The organism is Bradyrhizobium diazoefficiens USDA 110 (assembly GCF_000011365.1).
GTDB lineage: Bacteria > Pseudomonadota > Alphaproteobacteria > Rhizobiales > Xanthobacteraceae > Bradyrhizobium > Bradyrhizobium diazoefficiens.
Map to the genome: position 1 here is coordinate 3069062 of NC_004463.1, position 17928 is coordinate 3086989.

Annotated in this window: 16 protein-coding genes; 8 read left to right on the forward strand and 8 right to left on the reverse strand. The window is 64.3% G+C overall.

Annotated elements, in window-relative coordinates; translation table 11 throughout:
- Nucleotides 1-40: 40 nt before the first annotated feature.
- The 5 genes from BJA_RS13845 to BJA_RS13865 form a co-directional block, all read right to left on the reverse strand.
- Nucleotides 41-1246: an NAD(P)/FAD-dependent oxidoreductase gene (locus BJA_RS13845; protein ID WP_011085576.1), complete on the reverse strand. Its 1206-nt coding sequence runs from the start codon at nt 1244-1246 to the stop codon at nt 41-43.
- A gap of 121 nt (nt 1247-1367) precedes the next feature.
- Nucleotides 1368-1658 (reverse strand): hypothetical protein, encoded by a 291-nt coding sequence (locus BJA_RS13850; RefSeq protein WP_162494074.1) that lies wholly within the window; start codon nt 1656-1658, stop codon nt 1368-1370.
- 97 nt (nt 1659-1755) lie between these two features.
- A complete protein-coding gene (locus BJA_RS13855) occupies nt 1756-2715 on the reverse strand; it encodes a helix-turn-helix domain-containing protein (protein WP_370165409.1) in 960 nt (319 codons plus the stop codon).
- Between the two features lie 294 nt (nt 2716-3009).
- Nucleotides 3010-4467, reverse strand: coding sequence for a sensor histidine kinase (locus BJA_RS13860; RefSeq protein WP_011085579.1), 1458 nt, complete (start codon nt 4465-4467; stop codon nt 3010-3012).
- 342 nt (nt 4468-4809) lie between these two features.
- A complete protein-coding gene (locus BJA_RS13865) occupies nt 4810-5154 on the reverse strand; it encodes a DUF1236 domain-containing protein (protein ID WP_011085580.1) in 345 nt (114 codons plus the stop codon).
- A gap of 138 nt (nt 5155-5292) precedes the next feature.
- On the opposite strand from BJA_RS13865, the gene BJA_RS13870 reads away from it, so the two are divergent.
- A complete protein-coding gene (locus BJA_RS13870) occupies nt 5293-5526 on the forward strand; it encodes a hypothetical protein (protein WP_011085581.1) in 234 nt (77 codons plus the stop codon).
- 122 nt (nt 5527-5648) lie between these two features.
- Here the strand turns inward: BJA_RS13870 and BJA_RS13875 are convergent, their stop codons facing one another.
- Nucleotides 5649-6923 (reverse strand): serine hydrolase domain-containing protein, encoded by a 1275-nt coding sequence (locus BJA_RS13875; RefSeq protein WP_011085582.1) that lies wholly within the window; start codon nt 6921-6923, stop codon nt 5649-5651.
- Nucleotides 6924-7085: 162 nt separating this feature from the next.
- Here BJA_RS13875 and BJA_RS13880 point away from each other — a divergent pair, with 162 nt between their 5' ends.
- Nucleotides 7086-8003 carry an intradiol ring-cleavage dioxygenase gene (locus BJA_RS13880; RefSeq protein WP_011085583.1) on the forward strand — a complete coding sequence of 306 codons (918 nt, stop codon included), beginning with the start codon at nt 7086-7088 and terminating at the stop codon, nt 8001-8003.
- 15 nt (nt 8004-8018) lie between these two features.
- On the opposite strand, the gene BJA_RS13885 is transcribed toward BJA_RS13880, so the two are convergent.
- Nucleotides 8019-9758: a bifunctional protein-serine/threonine kinase/phosphatase gene (locus tag BJA_RS13885; RefSeq protein WP_038965821.1), complete on the reverse strand. Its 1740-nt coding sequence runs from the start codon at nt 9756-9758 to the stop codon at nt 8019-8021.
- Between the two features lie 61 nt (nt 9759-9819).
- Nucleotides 9820-10659 carry a formate/nitrite transporter family protein gene (locus BJA_RS13890; protein ID WP_038965820.1) on the reverse strand — a complete coding sequence of 280 codons (840 nt, stop codon included), beginning with the start codon at nt 10657-10659 and terminating at the stop codon, nt 9820-9822.
- Nucleotides 10660-11336: 677 nt separating this feature from the next.
- Between BJA_RS13890 and BJA_RS13895 the strand changes: the two genes are divergently transcribed.
- From BJA_RS13895 to BJA_RS13920, 6 genes are all read left to right on the forward strand, one after another.
- A complete protein-coding gene (locus BJA_RS13895; RefSeq protein ID WP_011085587.1) occupies nt 11337-12656 on the forward strand; it encodes a CmpA/NrtA family ABC transporter substrate-binding protein in 1320 nt (439 codons plus the stop codon).
- A gap of 59 nt (nt 12657-12715) precedes the next feature.
- Nucleotides 12716-13612 carry a nitrate ABC transporter permease gene (ntrB, locus tag BJA_RS13900; RefSeq protein ID WP_011085588.1) on the forward strand — a complete coding sequence of 299 codons (897 nt, stop codon included), beginning with the start codon at nt 12716-12718 and terminating at the stop codon, nt 13610-13612.
- A gap of 12 nt (nt 13613-13624) precedes the next feature.
- Entirely contained in the window at nt 13625-14419 is a 795-nt protein-coding gene (locus tag BJA_RS13905) for an ABC transporter ATP-binding protein (RefSeq protein WP_011085589.1), read from the forward strand.
- A 338-nt stretch (nt 14420-14757) separates the two neighbouring features.
- Nucleotides 14758-16137, forward strand: a complete 1380-nt coding sequence (locus BJA_RS13910) for an MFS transporter (protein WP_011085590.1) — start codon at nt 14758-14760, stop codon at nt 16135-16137.
- A 123-nt stretch (nt 16138-16260) separates the two neighbouring features.
- The gene (locus tag BJA_RS13915) at nt 16261-16689 is read left to right on the forward strand and encodes a globin family protein (RefSeq protein WP_011085591.1); all 429 of its coding nucleotides are present in this window, start codon (nt 16261-16263) and stop codon (nt 16687-16689) included.
- A 10-nt stretch (nt 16690-16699) separates the two neighbouring features.
- Entirely contained in the window at nt 16700-17917 is a 1218-nt protein-coding gene (locus tag BJA_RS13920; protein ID WP_162494075.1) for an NAD(P)/FAD-dependent oxidoreductase, read from the forward strand.
- The last annotated feature ends 11 nt before the right edge of the window (nt 17918-17928 follow it).

A 17928-nucleotide genomic window follows, 5' to 3' on the forward strand; every position in this document is an offset into this window, starting at 1 on the left:
CGCGTAGCCAGGAGAGCGCGGCCGTCATCGCCTCGTGTGGTCAGAGACTGGTCACGCGCTCCGGATCGGCCGACGCGAGCGCCGCGGCGCGCTCGGCCTTCGGCGGATAGATCCAGACGGTGTTGATCTCCTGCTTGGTCTTCTTGGCGACGTCGCCGACCAGCTCGACCTTGCGTTCCCAGCCGCGCGTGAACACCGCGCCGGCTTCGCCGAGATCGAGGCAGGTGACGTAGGCCTTCTGGTGATACGGCCTGGTCGGAACGCCCAGCAGCTCGGCGGCGGCGTTGTTACCGGCAAAGGCTCCCATGCGCGTGGCGTGCTGGCACGACATCAGTGCGTAATTGCCCTCGTCGTCGCATGCTGCGCGCGCAGCATCGCCGGTGGCGAAGACGCCGGCGACGACAGGCACGCGCAGATCTCGGTCCACCAGCAGGCGGCCGAAATTGTCGTGCTCGGCGGGAATCTGCGCGGTCAATGGCGCGGCGCGGATGCCGGCCGCCCAGACCACCGTCTCGGTTTCGATATGTTCGCCGGTCGATAGCGTCACGCCGGATTTGTCCAGCGAGACGACGCCGGCCCCGAGCCGCATCTCGACGCCGAGCTTTCGCAACGCATCCTCGATGAGCGGGCGGGGGTTTTCGCCCATGTCGGGCGCGATCGCGCTGTTGCGCTCGACGATGATGACGCGCGTCCTGGAGTCCTTGCCGAAGATGTTGCGCAGGCGCGCGGGCAGCTCGGTTGCCGCCTCGATGCCGGTGAAGCCGCCGCCGGCAACGACGACCGTGTCGCGTCCGTTCACGGCCGGCCGGTCGGCCAGACCGTGCAGATGCTTGTCGAGTGCGATCGCGTCATCGAGCGAGTCGACGCTGAAGCCGTGCTCGGCAAGGCCGGGAATGTTGGGGCGGAACAACCGGCTGCCGGTGGCGATCACGAGGCGGTCGTAGGACAGTGTCGTGCGCGTGCCCCTGGGAGTGGCGATCTGCACCATCCGCGCCTTGGTGTCGATCGTCTCGGCGCTGCCCTGGATGTAGTCGACGTCGATCGCCCTGAGGACATCGAGCAGCGGTGCCGTCAGGGTTTCCGGCTTCGGCTCGTAGAGCCGCGGGCGGACCACCAGCGTCGGCTCCGGTGCGATCAGGGCGATTTCGAGATCGTCAGGCGAAACGCCCTGGATGTCGCGCAGGCGGGCCGAGGAGAGGGCGGCGTACATGCCGGCGAAGCCGGCGCCAATGATGAGCAGTCGCATGTGGTTGACTCCTGGGTTTGGTTCGTTCGGGACGTGCGCGCGTCATCGCCGCCGCCTTGTGTGGGCAGAGCCTGTGCGATCGACGATGACGCGACGAGGTGAAACGGAGACCGCCGGACCCTTACGGCGCGGCGCAGTTCGGCAGTGAGGACAGCAGCGCAGGGCCATCACATGCCGCCGGGCAGCTTCTCGGGCCCGATGTCCAGCCGCGCAGAGCTGCCGGCACCATCGGTTTTCTGGGCCAACCCTGATTGATCAGGATTGACGTCGCGGGATTGGCGTTTTGCGTCGCTTGTAAGGTCGCTTCTTCGGCTGTCGGCTGGGTGAAGCGTACGGTCAGCGAGAGCCCATACAGCAGCGCCGACGTGATGGCTTTCCGTCGCGGTGCGATTGCAAGGTGTTTCCAGTCCATCGTTGGTCTCCGTCCGCGTCGTGCGATGCCAAGATGTTTAGCGAACCAGATATCCGACTGCCCCAGAGCGATTGCCGTCCCTGTCGAGAGATTGCTGCTAACGCATGCGCCTGCGCCAATCGCTCGGCGTTTCACCCGTCAGCTTCTTGAAGGCCGCGGCGAAGGCGGTCTGCGAGGAATAGCCAAGCGCTGCGGCAACCGAGACGACCGATTCGTCGCTCTCCCGCAGCATGTTCATGGCCTGCTCGAGCCTGTGCTGGCGCAGCCAGGCATGCGGCGAGAGCCCGGTGCTCTCCTTGAAGGCACGGCAGAAGTGAAAGCGCGAGAGGCCGGCATCGGACGCCAGCGCATCGAGCGAGATGTCCGCATCGCTGTCCGAGCGCAACCGTTCGATCGCACGGAGAAGGACCTTCGGCGACAGCCCGCCCATGGTCTGTTGAAAATTGGTCGGCGAACCGGTGTGGGCAACCAGCAGGCGGGTGGCCAGAAGATCCGTCAGTTGATGACGGAACAACGTATCCAGGGCTCCGTTGCCCCCCAGCGCATCCGCTGCACTCAAGAGCAGTCTGGACGTGATGGGATCGGGATGCGCAGTCCGCTCCAGCAGGTCGGCCGGTTTTGCGGTCCCGGCTTCGTCGGCAACGCGCTTCAGTGTTGCATTCGGAAGATAGAGCTGGACCACATCGACAGGCTTCGGAATATCCCATCGGGAGCTCGATCCTTCTGGAATGATGATCACCACTCCAGGACGAAACGTGCCGATCGCAACCGATTTTCCCGACCGCCGCTCCATGCGCTGCATCATGCCGTTGTACGCCATGATCACATGGTGGCTCATGGGCTCGACGACGTCGTGCAATGGATCATGTTTCCAGTGGGCGATGCCGGCGCCGGAGGAATCCAATGCCATGCGAGCCGGTTCGGTCCTGAGCACCCGCGCCATCTCTGCGTCGGCGGCCCGCCGTTCGGAGGTCGAGCCATCGTCCGGCTGTGCGCCGGGTGCGGACGGCACGCCGTTGTGCGAGGGATTGCGCATGAGTGTGCTGCTCTCGATCATTGCGTGGCTCCTCCTGATCGCATCGAGCTTCGGATCAGGTGCCCGTATTTGTACGGGTCGGCGCACGTTCTAGGCGGCGCAAACTCCCAGCGTCTTTCCTGAAGCGGCCATGCTTTGTCCGATCCTGCTCCGGGCAGGCGCGCGTTTTCGAAAATGCACGACGGGCGGCGCTGAGTTGCCTGGGTCTTGAACGGAGATTTTGTGAAAGACGTTTTATGACAAAAGGTGCGAGGCCTTCACATGGCTATCGCTCTAACCTGCAAATCCGGCATTGGGGATGACCATCCCGTTGATTCACCGCGCCTCGTCCAGCGCGCAGGTCACCGTGCAGACGACGCCGCGCGGCAGGAAATCGACGGTTGCCTCGCCGCCGAGCTGGTCGCGGGCGCTGCGCTCGATCAGGCGCGAGCCGAAGCCGCGCCGCACCGGTGCCGTCACCGGCGGTCCGCCGATCTCGCTCCAGATCAGCCGCAGCCGCGGCTTCGGTGTGTCGGCGATGACTTCCCAGTCCAGCGTCACCCGGCCGGTCTCGTTGGACAGCGCGCCATATTTCGCGGCGTTGGTGGCGATCTCGTGCACGATCATCGACAGCACCACGGCAAGTCGCGGCGACAGCGGCACCGCGGGGCCGTCCATCCGGATGCGCTCGGGCGCATTGAGCAGGAACGGCTGGAGCGCGCGCGTGATCACCTCCTTCAGTTCCGAGCCGGCCCATTTCTCCTGGCTGAGCAGATTGTGCGCCTCGGCGAGCGCGCCGAGGCGGCCCTCGAACTTGGCCCGCTCCTCGCGGCTCGCGCTGCGGAAGGTCTGCACCGCGATCGCCTGCATCAGGGCCAGCGTGTTCTTGACGCGGTGGTTGAGCTCCTCGATCAGCAGATCGTGCAGCATCTCGCCGCGTGCGATCGTCGTCGCCATGCGGACAGCAAAGGTGAGGCCGGTGAGCAGCAGGATGCCGCCGATCAGGCTGGTGATGGCGATGTTGCGCCAGAGCGGGGCGATCAGTGAACTCTCGGCGACGCCGGCAGCCACGGTCCAGCCGGTCAGCCCCGAACGGGTGTAGGCGGCGGCGAGCGCGACGCCGTCGAGCGACACGGTCGGAAGTGCCGCCTCGTCGCTGCGGAACATCTCGGCGTAGAGCGACGGCGACGCGCGTTTGCCGAATGTCTCGCTGGGGTTCGGCGCGCGCGCGAACACGGTGCCCTTGGCATCGAGCAGGCTTACCGTCCATTGCCGGTCCGGGCGCTGCTTCTCCACCAGATCCTGAAAGATGTTGATCGGCGGGCTGAAGCAGAGGTCGTAGATCACCTCGCCGTTGCGAAACACCGGCACTTCGACGGTCAGAACCTGCCGCCCGTTGAGCGCGCCGGTGAACAGGTCGGAATATTGCGGCGCCCTGGTCGCAAACACCTTCTCGACGATCTCCAGATTGCCGCGCGGCGGCAGGCTCGCGGTGTCCTCCGTCGCCGAGGAGAACAGCAGCCGGCCCTTGCGGTCGGAGATCAGCACCAGGCCGCCCTTGCCATACTGGTCGAGGAAGCCGAGCGCGATGCGGCGAAAGTTCGGGAAGTCGTCGTTGCGCAGCGAGTTCGTCAGTGCGAGCACTTGCAAGCCGCCGGTCATCCGCTGCACCTCGGAATCCATCACCAGGCGCATGCTGCGCACGTTCTCCAACACGCGGCGCGTCGCGTCGCTGCGGTCCTGCTTGTAATTGTAGACGGCAATGCCAACCGCGAAGACGATCAGCGGCAACATCGTCCCCGTGACCAGGAGAGCGAGCCGGACCGGAAGGGTGAACCTAGACAAACGCGGGCGTCCCGATTCCAGCGCGACGGCGCCGGATTATGATTTTGTCAGACCATACGGTCAGGACGTGCGCCGCGCCATGATTTTTGCATTCAGCGAGCAGACCAGACGGAATCTTTGCAGCGCGGTCGCAGGTGTCTGCCGGTCAGCTCATGCCGATTGCGGCCAGCAACAGGCAGATGGCGTAGATGGCCGCCAGGCTGACACCGGCGATCCGGGCCTCTCGATGCGATGTCATTGTCAACTCCGGGAGGAGGCCGTCCTTGATGCGGCCCCCTCCATCACGTCTTGTCAGTCGATTTCCTGGACGACCGTCCGGGAGCCCGGATCCACCAACATCACGCGCTCGCCGGAATAGACGTAGCGGTACTTGGTGAGCGCGGGCCCCCAGTCGGCAGGAACCGCCTCGAGCTCGACATCGCTCGGCACCGTAGCGCCGACGATGATCTTCTCCTTCGTCGTCACGGGGCGAACGCGATGTTCGGTGATGTAGGATTTGATCCTAGTTCGGTATTCCGGCTCGATCTGAACGGCGGCCGCGTGCCCGGTTCCGGTGGTCGTCACCACGGTGGACTGCGCGAACGCGCCAGTCGAGATCATCACCGCCGCGGCGGAAAGCAGAAACAGCTTCTTCATCTTGTTCTCCTCGTTGGAATAAGTGCGGCGTCAACATCCCACTGCGGACGGCGTTCCTCTTGCTTAGGAACAAATTGCCATTTGTTCCCGTTCAAGAATCGGCCGGGCGGAAACGTCTGGCGATTGGAGGAGGATAAAATGAAGCTGAAGATCGCAACTGCAGCATTGATGGTTGCTGCATTGTCCCTGCCGGCGTTCGCGGCCGACGAGTTCTACGTCGTCCAGGACGTCAAGACGAAGAAGTGCACCGTTGTCGACAAGAAGCCCACGGACACGTCGATGACCGTCGTCAGTCCGTCGGGCACGATCTACAAGTCGCGCACCGAAGCCGAGAGCGGCATGAAGACCGTCAAGGTCTGCACGTCAAACTGAGGAGGATGGCAAACGGCGGTGCGTGTCGCTGTTCCTGCCGCGCCTGATCGTGCCGGAGATGCTCAAATGAGCGTCTGATATTGAGATTCCGCGGCCGACGGCCGCGGAATCGATTCAAGCGGTTACAGATTGCTCTCGGTGATCGCGGCATACACCATGCTGCGCAGCTCGCGCCGGAGCGGGTAGGCGCTCGACGGCAGCACCTGCGTCATGAAGATGGTGATCAATTCCTCGGCCGGGTCGATCCAGAACGAGGTCGTCGCCGCGCCGCCCCAATTGTATTCGCCGGGGCTGCCGGCGATCAGCGTCTCGGCCGGGCGCATCGTCACGGCAAAGCCGAGGCCGAAGCCGATGCCGTTATAGGTGGCTTCCGAGAACAGCGAGCGCGATACCTCGGGGAGGAAGCGGCCGCCCGGAATGTGGTTGGTCGTCATCAGTGCCAGCGTCTTCGGCCCGATCAGCCTGACGCCGCCGAGCTCGCCGCCGTTGAGCAGCGCGCGGCAGAAGGTGAGATAGTCCGCGGCCGTCGAGCACAGGCCGCCGCCGCCGGATATGAAGGAGGGCGGGGACAGGAACGAGCTCGTCGCCGGATCGTCCTGGAGCGTCAGGCCCTCGCGGCGCTGGCCGGCATGGAAGGTCATGCCGCCGCCCGGGTCCGCCGAATAGCAGGCAGCGAAGCGATGGGCCTTCGAGGCCGGCACGTGGAAATCGGTGTCGGTCATGCCGAGCGGATCGAGAATGCGTGCTTTGAGGAACTGCTCGAACGGCATGCCGGAAATCTTGCCGACGAGGTAGCCGAGCACGTCGGTCGCGACCGAGTAGTTCCAGGCCTCGCCCGGCGAGAACTCCAGCGGGATCTTCGCGAGCGCCTCGATCATGGTTTGGAGCGTGCCCGACTTCTCGACCTCGCCGATCTTCTCGGCGCGATAGGCGGCATCGACATTGGAGCGCTGCTGGAAGCCGTAAGTCAGCCCGGAGGTGTGGCGCAGCAGGTCGACGATCAGCATCGGCCGGGACGGCGGCCGGGTCAGGAAGGCCGGCGCGGTGCCGGCGACGAACACGCCGAGATCCTTCCATTCCGGAATGTACTTGGCGACGGGCTCGTCGATCGCGACGAGGCCTTCCTCGACCAGCATCATGAAAGCGACGCTGGTGAGCGGCTTGGTCATGGAATAGATGCGGTAGATGGTGTCGTCTTTGACCGGCACCTTGCGCGCGACATCGGCCAGGCCCTGGACCGAGCTGTGCGCGATCTTGCCGCGGCGGTAAACCAGAAGCTGGGTGCCCGGGAAGCGGCCGGCGTCGATGTACCGGTTCTTCAGGTGCGCATCGACGCGGTCGAGCGCGGCCTTGGACATGCCGACGGATTCGGGCGAGGCGGGGGTGGGGGCGAGCATCAGTTCCTCCGGGGCAGTTTCTCGACAAGGTGATAGCCAAATGGCAGCCCCATTCCAAGCCGGTTGCGCTTAACGCGGGCCGGCCGGGTGGTGTAGTGTCCGGCCTGGAACGCTTCCAGGGAGCCCGCCCGGGCCAACGAGAAAAATGCAAGGCAACGCACCATGACCCAGTTCAACGAGACCGAACTCACCGCAGCCGTGGTCGAAAGCTTCGACAAGACGCCGAACCCGCGGGCGAAATTCCTGCTCCAGGAACTGGTGAAGTCGCTGCACGATTACGTGAGCAAGACCGGTCTCACCTTCGAGGAATGGGAATACGCCATCGATTTCCTGACCCGCACCGGTCATAAATGCACCGACACCCGCCAGGAATTCATCCTGCTGTCCGACGTGCTCGGCGTCTCCATGCTGGTGGACGCGGTCAACCACAGGGATCGCGAGGGCGCCACCCAGACCACGGTGCTCGGCCCGTTCTATGTCGGCGAGCACAAGGTGACCGCGCACGGCACCGACATCTCGCCGAACAATCAGACCGGCGAGCGGATGTTCGTGCAGAGCCGCGTCACCGACCTCAAGGGCAAGCCGCTGGCGGGCGTTCCCGTCGACGTCTGGCATGCCGACGACGACGGCTTCTACGATTCACAGAAGCCGAACTATGACGAGGTCGGCGCCTCGGCGCGGGCGCGTTTCATCACGGACAGCGATGGCCGCTTCTTCTTCCGCACCATTTTGCCGTGCAGCTATCCGATCCCGACCGATGGCCCCGTCGGCGAGATGATCGTGCAGACCAACCGCCATCCGATGCGCCCGGCGCATGTGCACTTCCTCGTCAACGCAAAGGGCTACGAGCCGCTGATCACGCATGTCTTCATGGACGGCGACAAATATCTCGATTCCGACGTGGTGTTCGGCGTCAAGGATGACCTCGTCGCCAAGGTCGAGCCGCGCAACGACCTCGAGATGCCCGACGGCACCAAGGCGAGCGGGCAGTGGCATCTGATGACCTACGAATTCCACCTCAAGCCCGGCGGCGGCATGGCGCCGAAGCCGCTGGGGGTGAAGGCGGCGGAGCCGGCCTGAACCGACCTTGTCCGGCTATCGCAGCCGAAGCACCGCGAGCAGCGTGATGACCGCGCAGGCCAGGATCGCCGTGGTCAGCTTCCAGAACAGCAGCGGGTTGCGCTCCAGAAGCGGCGTGGTCCGCGTGGCGAGATAGGCCGGGTTGGGATTCCTGAGTTCGAAGACGAATTCGGAGAGGTCCTCGTGGCGCTTGTAGGGATCGGGATGCAGCGCCTTCCTGAGCGCGCCGTCGATCCAGCCCGGGATGCCCCGCTCGGCATCGATGGCCGGGCGATATCTCAACTTCCACGCGTCCGATCGTCCCCGGATTTTGGCGAGCTGGGCGCCGTAGGGGAGATGTCCGGTGAGCATATGGTAGCAAATGGCGGCCAGCGAAAACATGTCGGACCGCGGCGATCCCCCCTCGCCGAGGAAATATTCCGGGGCCGTGTACTGGACCGTGCCGAGAATTTCCTCGTCTGCCGATTTCGGCGCCGCCTCGGCGACGCCGGCGACCCTGACCGATCCGAAGTCGATGATCTTCGCAGTGCCGGTCTTGTCGATCAGGACATTGTCGGGCCTGAGGTCCTGGTGCAGCATCTCCATGCGATGGAAGGCGCGAAGCCCCGTGGCGATCTGCTCGACGATCCCTCGGACCGTCTCCAGATCGGGGCGTGGGTTGTCCAGCATCCACTGCCTCAGGGTCTGGCCCTCGATGAACTCGGTCGCGACGTAGAGGTAGCTGCGCCGCCGCGACTGTGACATCGGTTTGAGCACGTGCGGGCTGTCGATGCGGCGTGCGATCCACTCCTCCATCAGGAAGCGCTTGAGATAGGCCGCATTGTCGCGCAGGTCGATCGACGGCAGCTTGAGCGCGACCGGCCCCTCGGTCTCCGCATCGACGGCAAGGTAGATGTGACTGCGGCTGCTGCCGTGTATCTCCCGGACGATCCTGTAACCGTCGAACATCGCCCGTGGCTCGGGCAGCGCAGGAAGCGGCAGTTCGAAGGTCTGATTGAAGATGCCGGCCGAGTCGCGCTGCGGCACTGCGTCAACGCGGAGGATCTGGACGGTGATGTTGTCGTCGCTGCCGCGCCGGTACGCTTCGTCGACGATCGCCTTCGCGGCCCCGTCGAGCTCGGCTGCATGCTCGGCGATAGCGCTCGTGATGAAACGCTGGTCGACGAATTCGTAGGCGCCGTCGGTTGCGAGGATGAAGGTGTCGCCCGCCTCGATCTCGACCGTCTGGTAGTCGATCTCGAGCTGCGGGTTGATGCCGAGCGCGCGGCCGAGATAGGTCTGCTCCGACGACACGATGATGCGGTGATCGTCGGTCAGCTGCTCGAGCGCCTTGCCGGCGACGCGGTAGATGCGGCAGTCGCCGACATGGAAGATGTGCGCGGTGGTCGCCTTGATGACCATGGCGCTGAGGGTGCAGACATAGCCCTTGTCGCGGTCATAGGCATATTGGCTCTTGCGCGTCTGCGCGTGCAGCCAGGAATTGGTTGCGTCCAGCACGCGGCGGGCGGAGGTCTTCACCGTCCAGGATTCCGACGTGCAGTAATAGTCCATCAGGAAGCTCTTGACCGCCGACTCGCTGGCGATCTGGCTCACCGTGCTGCTGGAGATGCCGTCGGCGAGAACCGCCGCGATGCCCTTCAGGCTGAGCAGCGGCTCCTCCGGAATCAGGATGCCGTGAAAATCCTGGTTGACGGGCTTGCGACCCCTGTCGGAGTGCTGGCCGATCGAAATCAGGAGTCCGCGGGTCATCGTCATCACCGGCAAAGGAGAGCCTCACCCTGCTCGGGCGAGGCTCCCCTGTCGAGACGTTGTTTGATCAGGCCGCGACGCGGGACGGCGTGGTCTTGCCGGCCTGGCGCTTCGGCTGGGTCATGACGTGCGTGGCGTAGAGCGTCATGCCGGTGAAGGCGAGGCCGCCCACGAGGTTGCCGAGCACGGTCGGGATCTCGTTCCAGATCAGATAGTCCATGATCGAGAACTTCGCGTGCAGCATCAGGCCCGACGGGAACAGGAACATGTTCACGACGGAGTGCTCGAACACCATGTAGAAGAACACCAGGATCGGCATCCACATCGCGATGACCTTGCCGGGCACCGAGGTCGAGATCATGGCGCCGACGACGCCGGTCGAGACCATCCAGTTGCAGAGCATGCCGCGCAGGAACAATGTCGCCATGCCGGCCGCGCCATGCGCGGCATAGCCGAGCGTTCGGCCCTCGCCGATATTGCCGATGGCCGTGCCGATCTTGTCGGGGTCTTGCGTGAAGCCGAAGGTCGTGACGAAGGCCATCATGAAGGCCACCGTGAAAGCGCCTGCAAAATTGCCGACGAAAACGAGGCCCCAGTTGCGCAGCACGCCGCCAAAGGTGACGGCCGGGCGCTTGTCGATGAGGGCGAGCGGCGAGAGCACGAAGACGCCGGTCAGCAGGTCGAAGCCGAGCAGGTACAGCATGACGAAGCCGACCGGAAACAGCAGCGCCCCGACCAGCGGCTGGCCGGTGTTCACGTTGATGGTGACGGCAAACCAGGCCGCCAGCGCGAGGATGGCGCCGGCCATATAGGCCCGGATGATGGTATCCCGGGTGGACATGAAGATCTTGGACTCGCCCGCATCCACCATCTTGGTGACGAATTCCGAAGGCGCGAGATACGACATCAATGGTTCCTTTTGCTTCGTAAGTGAGATCGACACGCCCCCAAAGAGAGCGCGGCTGAACATCTTGGGCCGTGCGGACGGCTCTGCCGCGCACGAGGGCTATGGAGGTCTGGAAGCCTTGGGAATCGCGTCACGAGGACTGAGCCGAGAAGGGCCGCGAAGCAGTTGAGCTTCCGGTTTGCAGCCGCCAGAGGCTGCAACAATGCGGCAAGCCGCAGTCTTCGTTGACGACAATGGAAATGCAAGTCGCGTGCCGCTTGGGTGCGATAGAAAAGGTAAGCGATTTCAATTGGATGGTACGCGCCTCGACCCGGCTTTTGCCGGCTCTGCGGCCTTTTGCTTAGGCGGCTGCATAAGATTTGTGCGGCGCACAAGAAATGAGCAGTCCGCAAATTTCGCGTGCGCAGCAAAGCTGCGACAGACTGGCGCGGTGCATCTAACGTATTGAATTTTTGGATGTTTATGAGGTGTGGCGCTTGGCATGAAGCTTGAATAGTTCCAAGCCGACGCCATTGAAGCCGTCCCGCGAGACTTCTCATCCGATTTGCTGACGCCACCCGAACGGGGGTCTCCCCGTCGTGCGTTCGCATGCGCCTTTTTCTGGCGTCACGGACGGACGGGCTGCTCGTGCGCACTGACGCAATCATTCGCAACGACGCAAAAGGACGACACCGCCTATGACCAAGCGCATTCGCCGGCCTTCGGATACTGGCCTCAGCCGCCGTCAATTGTTGAAGGCCACCGGCAGCACCGCTGCCCTTCTTGCCGCCGCCAAGCTCAATTTCCCCGCCGGCGCGTTCGCGCAGGACGCCGGCCCCGAGGTCAAGGGCGCCAAGCTCGGCTTCATCGCGCTGAGCGATGCCGGTCCGCTCTTCGTCGCCAAGGACAAGGGCCTGTTCGCCAAATACGGCATGCCCGATGTCGACGTGCAGAAGCAGGCCTCCTGGGGCACCACGCGCGACAACCTCGTGCTCGGCTCGGAAGGCAACGGCATCGACGGCGCGCATATCCTCACCCCGATGCCGTACCTGATCTCGGCCGGCAAGGTGACGCAGAACAACCAGCCGACGCCGATGTACATCCTGGCGCGGCTCAATCTCGATGCGCAGTGCATCTCCGTCGCCAAGGAATATGCCGACCTCAAGGTCGGCGCCGATGCGTCAGTGTTGAAGGCGGCGTTCGAGAAGAAAAAGGCCGAAGGCAAGTCCGCCAAGGTCGCGATGACCTTCCCCGGCGGCACGCACGATCTCTGGGTCCGCTATTGGCTCGCCGCCGGCGGTATCGATCCTGACAAGGACGTCGAGACCATCACCGTGCCGCCGCCGCAGATGGTGGCCAACATGAAGGTCGGCACCATGGACGCCTTCTGCGTCGGTGAGCCCTGGCCCGGGCAGCTGGTCCACCAGGGCATCGGCTACACGGCCGTCAACACCGGCGAGATCTGGAGCAAGCATCCGGAAAAGTCACTCGGCATGCGCGCGGCCTGGGTCGACAAGAATCCGAAGGCGGCCAAGGCGATCCTGATGGCGATAATGGAAGCCCAGCAATGGGCCGACAAGATGGAGAACAAGGAAGAGCTCGCCACCATCATGGGCAAGCGGCAGTGGATCAACTGCCCGGTCGAGGACATCGCCGATCGCGCCAAGGGCAAGTTCGACTACGGCAACGCCGGCAAGGTGGTCGAGAACTCGCCGCACATCATGAAGTACTGGCGCGATCATGCCTCCTATCCGTTCCAGAGCCATGATCTCTGGTTCATGACCGAGGACATCCGCTGGGGCAAATACGAAGCCGGCTTCGACAGCAAGGCGCTGATCGCCAAGGTCAACCGCGAGGACCTCTGGAAGGACGCGGCCAAGACGCTTGGTGTCGCAAGCTCCGACATCCCGGCCTCCACCTCGCGCGGCAAGGAGACCTTCTTCGACGGCAAGGTATTCGATCCCGAAAATCCGGCGGCCTATCTGAAGTCGCTCGCGATCAAGCGCGTCGAAGTCTGACGGAGCCCTGCGGCCGCCGCGAGGCGGCCGCATCGTCCCGGAGCCGGAGAGAGATAGCGATGAACATGCCTGCCACGAAGATTGAGGTTGAGACCGCGACACCCGCGGGAAGCGCCGCGCCCGTCGTCGCGATGACGCCGAAGCGGCCGCCGCGGAGCGAGGCTTACGCGCGCATGGTGCGCGAGACCGCTGTGCGCGTCATCCCGCCGCTCGTCGTGATCGCGCTGCTGACGCTGGTCTGGGAGCTGGTCTGCCGCCGCACCGGCTCGGCACTGCCGCCGCCGTCGCGGGTATTCAAGGACACCAAGGAGCTGATCCTCGATCCGTTCTTCGACCATGGCGGCATCGACAAGGGTCTGTTCTGGCATCTCTCCGCCAGCCTTCAGCGCGTCGCCTTCGGCTATTCGCTCTCCGCGATCGCCGGCATCGCGCTCGGCGTGCTGGTCGGCCAGTCGGTCTGGGCGATGCGCGGGCTCGATCCGCTGTTCCAGGTCTTGCGCACCATCCCGCCGCTCGCCTGGCTGCCGCTCTCGCTCGCGGCGTTCCGTGACGGCCAGCCCTCGGCGATCTTCGTCATCTTCATCACCTCGATCTGGCCGATCATCATCAACACCGCGGTCGGCATCCGCAACATCCCGCAGGACTACCGCAACGTCGCGGCCGTCGTGCAGCTCAATCCGCTGGAGTTCTTCGGCAAGATCATGATCCCGGCGGCCGCGCCCTACATCTTCACCGGCCTGCGCATCGGCATCGGTCTGTCGTGGCTCGCCATCGTCGCCGCCGAAATGCTGATCGGCGGCGTCGGCATCGGCTTCTTCATCTGGGACGCCTGGAACTCCTCGCACATCAGCGAGATCATCCTGGCGCTGATCTATGTCGGCATCGTCGGCTTCGTGCTCGATCGCCTGATCGCGGGCCTCGGCAAGATCGTCACCCGCGGCACCGCGACGAACTGAGGGGAGGGACACATGACTGCCTATCTGAAGCTCGACCACATCGACAAGATCTTTACCCGCGGCGCCGCCACCACGGAGGTCCTGAAGGACATCAACCTGACCATCGAAAAGGGGCAGTACGTCTCGATCATCGGCCATTCCGGCTGCGGCAAGTCGACCCTGCTCAACATCATCGCAGGGCTGACCAACGCCTCGACCGGCGGCGTGCTGCTGGAGAACCGCGAGGTCAACTCGCCGGGACCCGACCGCGCCGTGGTGTTCCAGAACCACAGCCTGCTGCCCTGGCTCACGGTCTACGAGAACGTCAGGCTCGGCGTCGACAAGGTCTTCGCCAAGACCAAGACGCGGGCTGAACGCGACGCCTGGGTGATGCACAATCTCAATCTCGTGCAGATGGCGCACGCCAAGGACAAGCGTCCTTCCGAAATCTCCGGCGGCATGAAGCAGCGCGTCGGCATCGCGCGGGCGCTGGCGATGGAGCCGAAAGTGCTGCTGCTCGATGAGCCGTTCGGCGCACTCGACGCGCTCACCCGCGCGCATCTGCAGGACTCGGTGATGGCGCTGCACCAGAAGCTCGGCAACACCATTCTGATGATCACCCACGACGTCGACGAGGCCGTGCTGCTGTCCGACCGTATCGTGATGATGACGAACGGGCCGAGCGCGCGCATCGGTGAGGTGCTGGAGGTACCGCTGGCACGTCCCCGCAAGCGGCTCGAACTCGCCACCAGCACCACCTATCTGAAGTGCCGGCAGCGCGTGCTCGAATTCCTTTATGAGCGTCATCGCTTCGTCGAGGCCGCGTAAACGCGGCGTTAACGCGTGATGTGTCTCGCCTAATTTTGAGACATCAAGCTCAATCCTTGTGCGGCGCACAGGGATTGAGCGAATCGCAAAATTTGCGTGCGAAATAGCCCTGCAAATATTTCGGGCAATTCGAACAAGCCACTGAATTCCCTGTATTTCCCGAACGCGCGCAATTGGCACGGAAATTGAAACGTGTTTGCGCGACGCCAACGACGACGTCCCTCAACATCATCAATCAGCATCGTGAACTCGCCACCGGGGTGAAGCCTCGGAGCGCGCCTCCGTGGCCGGAGGCAGAGCCTGCAACGACGCAGCGGTGAGCCTAGAAGGGATACTCAATGACGAAGAATCCGACCTGGATTTCAGACTGGCGCCCCGAGGATGAGGCGTTCTGGAATGCGACTGGCAAGACTATCGCGCGACGCAACCTGATCTGGTCGATCGTGGCCGAGCATATCGGCTTCTCGGTCTGGCTGATCTGGAGCATCGTCACCACCAAGCTGCCGCAGGCAGGCTTCCATTACACCACCGACCAGCTGTTCCAGCTCGTCGCGGTGCCGGGCCTGATCGGCGCCTTGATGCGCTTTCCCTACACATTCGCGGTGACGACGTTCGGCGGTCGCAACTGGACCATTTTCAGCGCGGCCATCCTGTTCATTCCGACGTTGTCGCTCGCCTGGTTCGTCAGTCAGCCCGACACGCCGTTCTGGCTGATGCTGCTGATCGCCTCGACTGCCGGTCTCGGCGGCGGCAATTTCGCCTCCAGCATGACAAACATCTCCTTCTTCTTCCCGGACAGGATGAAGGGATGGGCGCTGGGCCTCAACGCGGCCGGCGGTAATATCGGCGTCTCCAGCGTGCAGCTCCTAACCCCGATCCTGATGACGCTCGCCGTCATTAACCTGTTCCAGGCAACCCCCGTCGACGGCGTGTTCCTTCAGAACGCCGGCCTGATGTGGGTGCTGCCGATCGCGATCGCGGTGTTCGGCGCGGTGTTCTTCATGAACAACCTGACCACGGCCAAGTCGTCGATCAGCAATCAGCTGGCGGTGGTCAAGCGCAAGCATACCTGGATCATGGCGTACCTCTATATCGGCACGTTCGGATCCTTCATCGGCTACTCCGCGGCGTTTCCGCTGCTGATCAAGACGCAGTTTCCGTCGGTGACGATCGCGATCGCGTTCCTCGGGCCTCTCGTTGGTTCGCTGTCGCGCCCGTTCGGCGGCTGGCTGGCCGACAGGATCGGCGGCTCGGTCATCACGTTCTGGAACTTCATCGTGATGGCGGGCGCCACCGTCGGCGTGCTCTATTTCGTCGGGCAGAAGGATTTCATCGGCTTCCTGTCGATGTTCCTGATCCTGTTCGTGACGACGGGCATCGGCAACGGCTCGACCTACCGCATGATCCCCTCGATCTTCCGCGAGCAGAACCTGTTCAAGGTGCGCGGCAAGGGCGATGCGGCGCGCGCAGCCGCCCTGAAGACGGCGAGTATCGAGAGCGGTGCGGCGGTTGGCTTCATCGGCGCGGTCGGCGCGGTCGGCGGCTATCTGATCCCGAGCGGTTTCGGCAAGTCGATCGCCATGACCGGCGGGCCGCAGCTTGCGCTCGCGATCTATCTCGCCTTCTACGCCTCCTGCCTCGGCCTGACCTGGTGGTTCTACCTGCGTCGCAGCCCGCAGCGTGAAGGCGCGCCAAGCCTCGCCGAAGCTCGCGTTTAGAGACTTGGTACGAATCTCGCTTCTCCCCGTACGCGGGGAGAAGACTCTCTGATGACGTTTGACCCATGAACCTTGTTCGCAACGACGCGGACAAAGGCAGACCGAAACAGACAGGAGAACATCATGACGCCCGAACAGATTACCCTCATCCAGCAGAGCTTCGCCAAGGTCGCGCCGATTTCGGAGACCGCCGCGGTGCTGTTCTACGATCGCCTGTTCGAGGTGGCGCCGTCCGTGCGCGCGATGTTTCCCGAGGACATGACCGAGCAGCGCAAGAAGCTGATGGGCATGCTCGCCGCCGTCGTCGGCGGCCTGTCGAACCTGGACTCGATTCTTCCCGCGGCGTCGGCGCTCGCCAAGCGTCACGTCGCCTACGGCGCCAAGGCCGAGCACTATCCCGTAGTCGGCGCGACCTTGCTGTGGACCCTGGAGAAGGGTCTCGGCGAGGCCTGGACGCCCGAACTCGCCACGGCCTGGACCGACGCCTACGGCGTGCTGTCCGGCTACATGATTTCCGAGGCCTATGGCGCTCAGGCGCAGGCCGCCGAATAGGAGATGCCTTGTGAGTGAACCGCTGGTCATCGTCGGTAACGGTATGGCGGCCGCGCGTCTGGTCGACGAGCTCGCCAAGACTTCGCTTGGCCGCTACGCGGTTGCCGTTATCGGCGATGAACCGAGGCTCGCTTACAACCGCGTGCTGCTCTCCTCCGTGCTGGCCGGCGAGACCGGCTCGCACGAGATCGAGCTGCGGCCGGCCGACTGGTGGCGCCATCGCGGCGTCACCGTGCGCTACGGCTACCGCGTCACCGAGATCGACACCGGCCGCCGCGAGCTCAAGATCGAGGGCGAGGAGAGCATGGAATATTCCAAGCTCGTGCTCGCCACGGGATCGACGCCGCTGCGGCTCAACGTGCCGGGCGCCGATCTCGCCGGCGTGCACACGTTCCGCGACACGCGCGACGTCGACCTGCTGCTGACGCTTGCGGCGGCGAAGAAGCGCGTCGTCGTGGTCGGCGGCGGTCTGCTCGGGTTGGAGGCGGCCTATGGACTTGCCAAGGCTGGCGCCCCGGTGACGCTGCTGCATCTGATGGACCGGCTGATGGAGCGCCAGCTTGATGGGCCGGCCGCCGATCTCCTCAAGACGCTGGTCGAGCGCAAGGGCATCCGCATCCTGCTCAATGCCAGCACGAAGTGCATCCATGGCGACGGCCACGTCGAGGCGGTCGAGCTTGCCGACGGCAGCCGCATCGAGGCCGATGCCGTGATCTTTGCCGCCGGCATCAGGCCCAACATCGCGCTGGCCAAGGACGCCGGCATCGCGGTCAACCGCGGCATCGTGGTCAACGACGTCATGCAGACGGCGTCACCCGACATCTTCGCGCTCGGCGAATGCGCCGAGCATCGCGGCACCTGCTATGGCCTGGTCGAGCCGGCCTATGAGCAGGCGCGCGTGCTGGCGCGGCATCTCGCCGGCCGGCCCGCCGCCTATCAGGGCAGCGTGGTCTCGACCAATCTGAAGGTCTCGGGCGTCAGCGTGTTCTCCGCCGGCGACTTCATCGGCGGGGAGGGCAGCGAGAGCCTCGTGCTGTCAGACCGCAGGCGCGGCACCTACAAGAAGCTCGTCATCGCCGACGGCCGGCTCACCGGAGCGGTGCTGATCGGCGATACCGTCGATGCGCTCTGGTACCTCGAGCTGATCCGCAACCGCGACAAGGTGGCGGCGATCCGTACCGACATGATGTTCGGCCGCGCGCTCGCGCGTCCTTCCAAGGCGGCTTGACAAGGCAGCTC

Coding starts and splice junctions, on each gene's coding strand:
- BJA_RS13845 (WP_011085576.1), bottom strand. CDS start 1,246: ATGCGACTGCTCATCATTGGCGCCGGCTTCGCCGGCATGTACGCCGCC.
- BJA_RS13850 (WP_162494074.1), bottom strand. CDS start 1,658: ATGGACTGGAAACACCTTGCAATCGCACCGCGACGGAAAGCCATCACG.
- BJA_RS13855 (WP_370165409.1), bottom strand. CDS start 2,715: ATGATCGAGAGCAGCACACTCATGCGCAATCCCTCGCACAACGGCGTG.
- BJA_RS13860 (WP_011085579.1), bottom strand. CDS start 4,467: ATGTTGCCGCTGATCGTCTTCGCGGTTGGCATTGCCGTCTACAATTAC.
- BJA_RS13865 (WP_011085580.1), bottom strand. CDS start 5,154: ATGAAGAAGCTGTTTCTGCTTTCCGCCGCGGCGGTGATGATCTCGACT.
- BJA_RS13870 (WP_011085581.1), top strand. CDS start 5,293: ATGAAGCTGAAGATCGCAACTGCAGCATTGATGGTTGCTGCATTGTCC.
- BJA_RS13875 (WP_011085582.1), bottom strand. CDS start 6,923: ATGCTCGCCCCCACCCCCGCCTCGCCCGAATCCGTCGGCATGTCCAAG.
- BJA_RS13880 (WP_011085583.1), top strand. CDS start 7,086: ATGACCCAGTTCAACGAGACCGAACTCACCGCAGCCGTGGTCGAAAGC.
- BJA_RS13885 (WP_038965821.1), bottom strand. CDS start 9,758: ATGACGATGACCCGCGGACTCCTGATTTCGATCGGCCAGCACTCCGAC.
- BJA_RS13890 (WP_038965820.1), bottom strand. CDS start 10,659: ATGTCGTATCTCGCGCCTTCGGAATTCGTCACCAAGATGGTGGATGCG.
- BJA_RS13895 (WP_011085587.1), top strand. CDS start 11,337: ATGACCAAGCGCATTCGCCGGCCTTCGGATACTGGCCTCAGCCGCCGT.
- ntrB (WP_011085588.1), top strand. CDS start 12,716: ATGAACATGCCTGCCACGAAGATTGAGGTTGAGACCGCGACACCCGCG.
- BJA_RS13905 (WP_011085589.1), top strand. CDS start 13,625: ATGACTGCCTATCTGAAGCTCGACCACATCGACAAGATCTTTACCCGC.
- BJA_RS13910 (WP_011085590.1), top strand. CDS start 14,758: ATGACGAAGAATCCGACCTGGATTTCAGACTGGCGCCCCGAGGATGAG.
- BJA_RS13915 (WP_011085591.1), top strand. CDS start 16,261: ATGACGCCCGAACAGATTACCCTCATCCAGCAGAGCTTCGCCAAGGTC.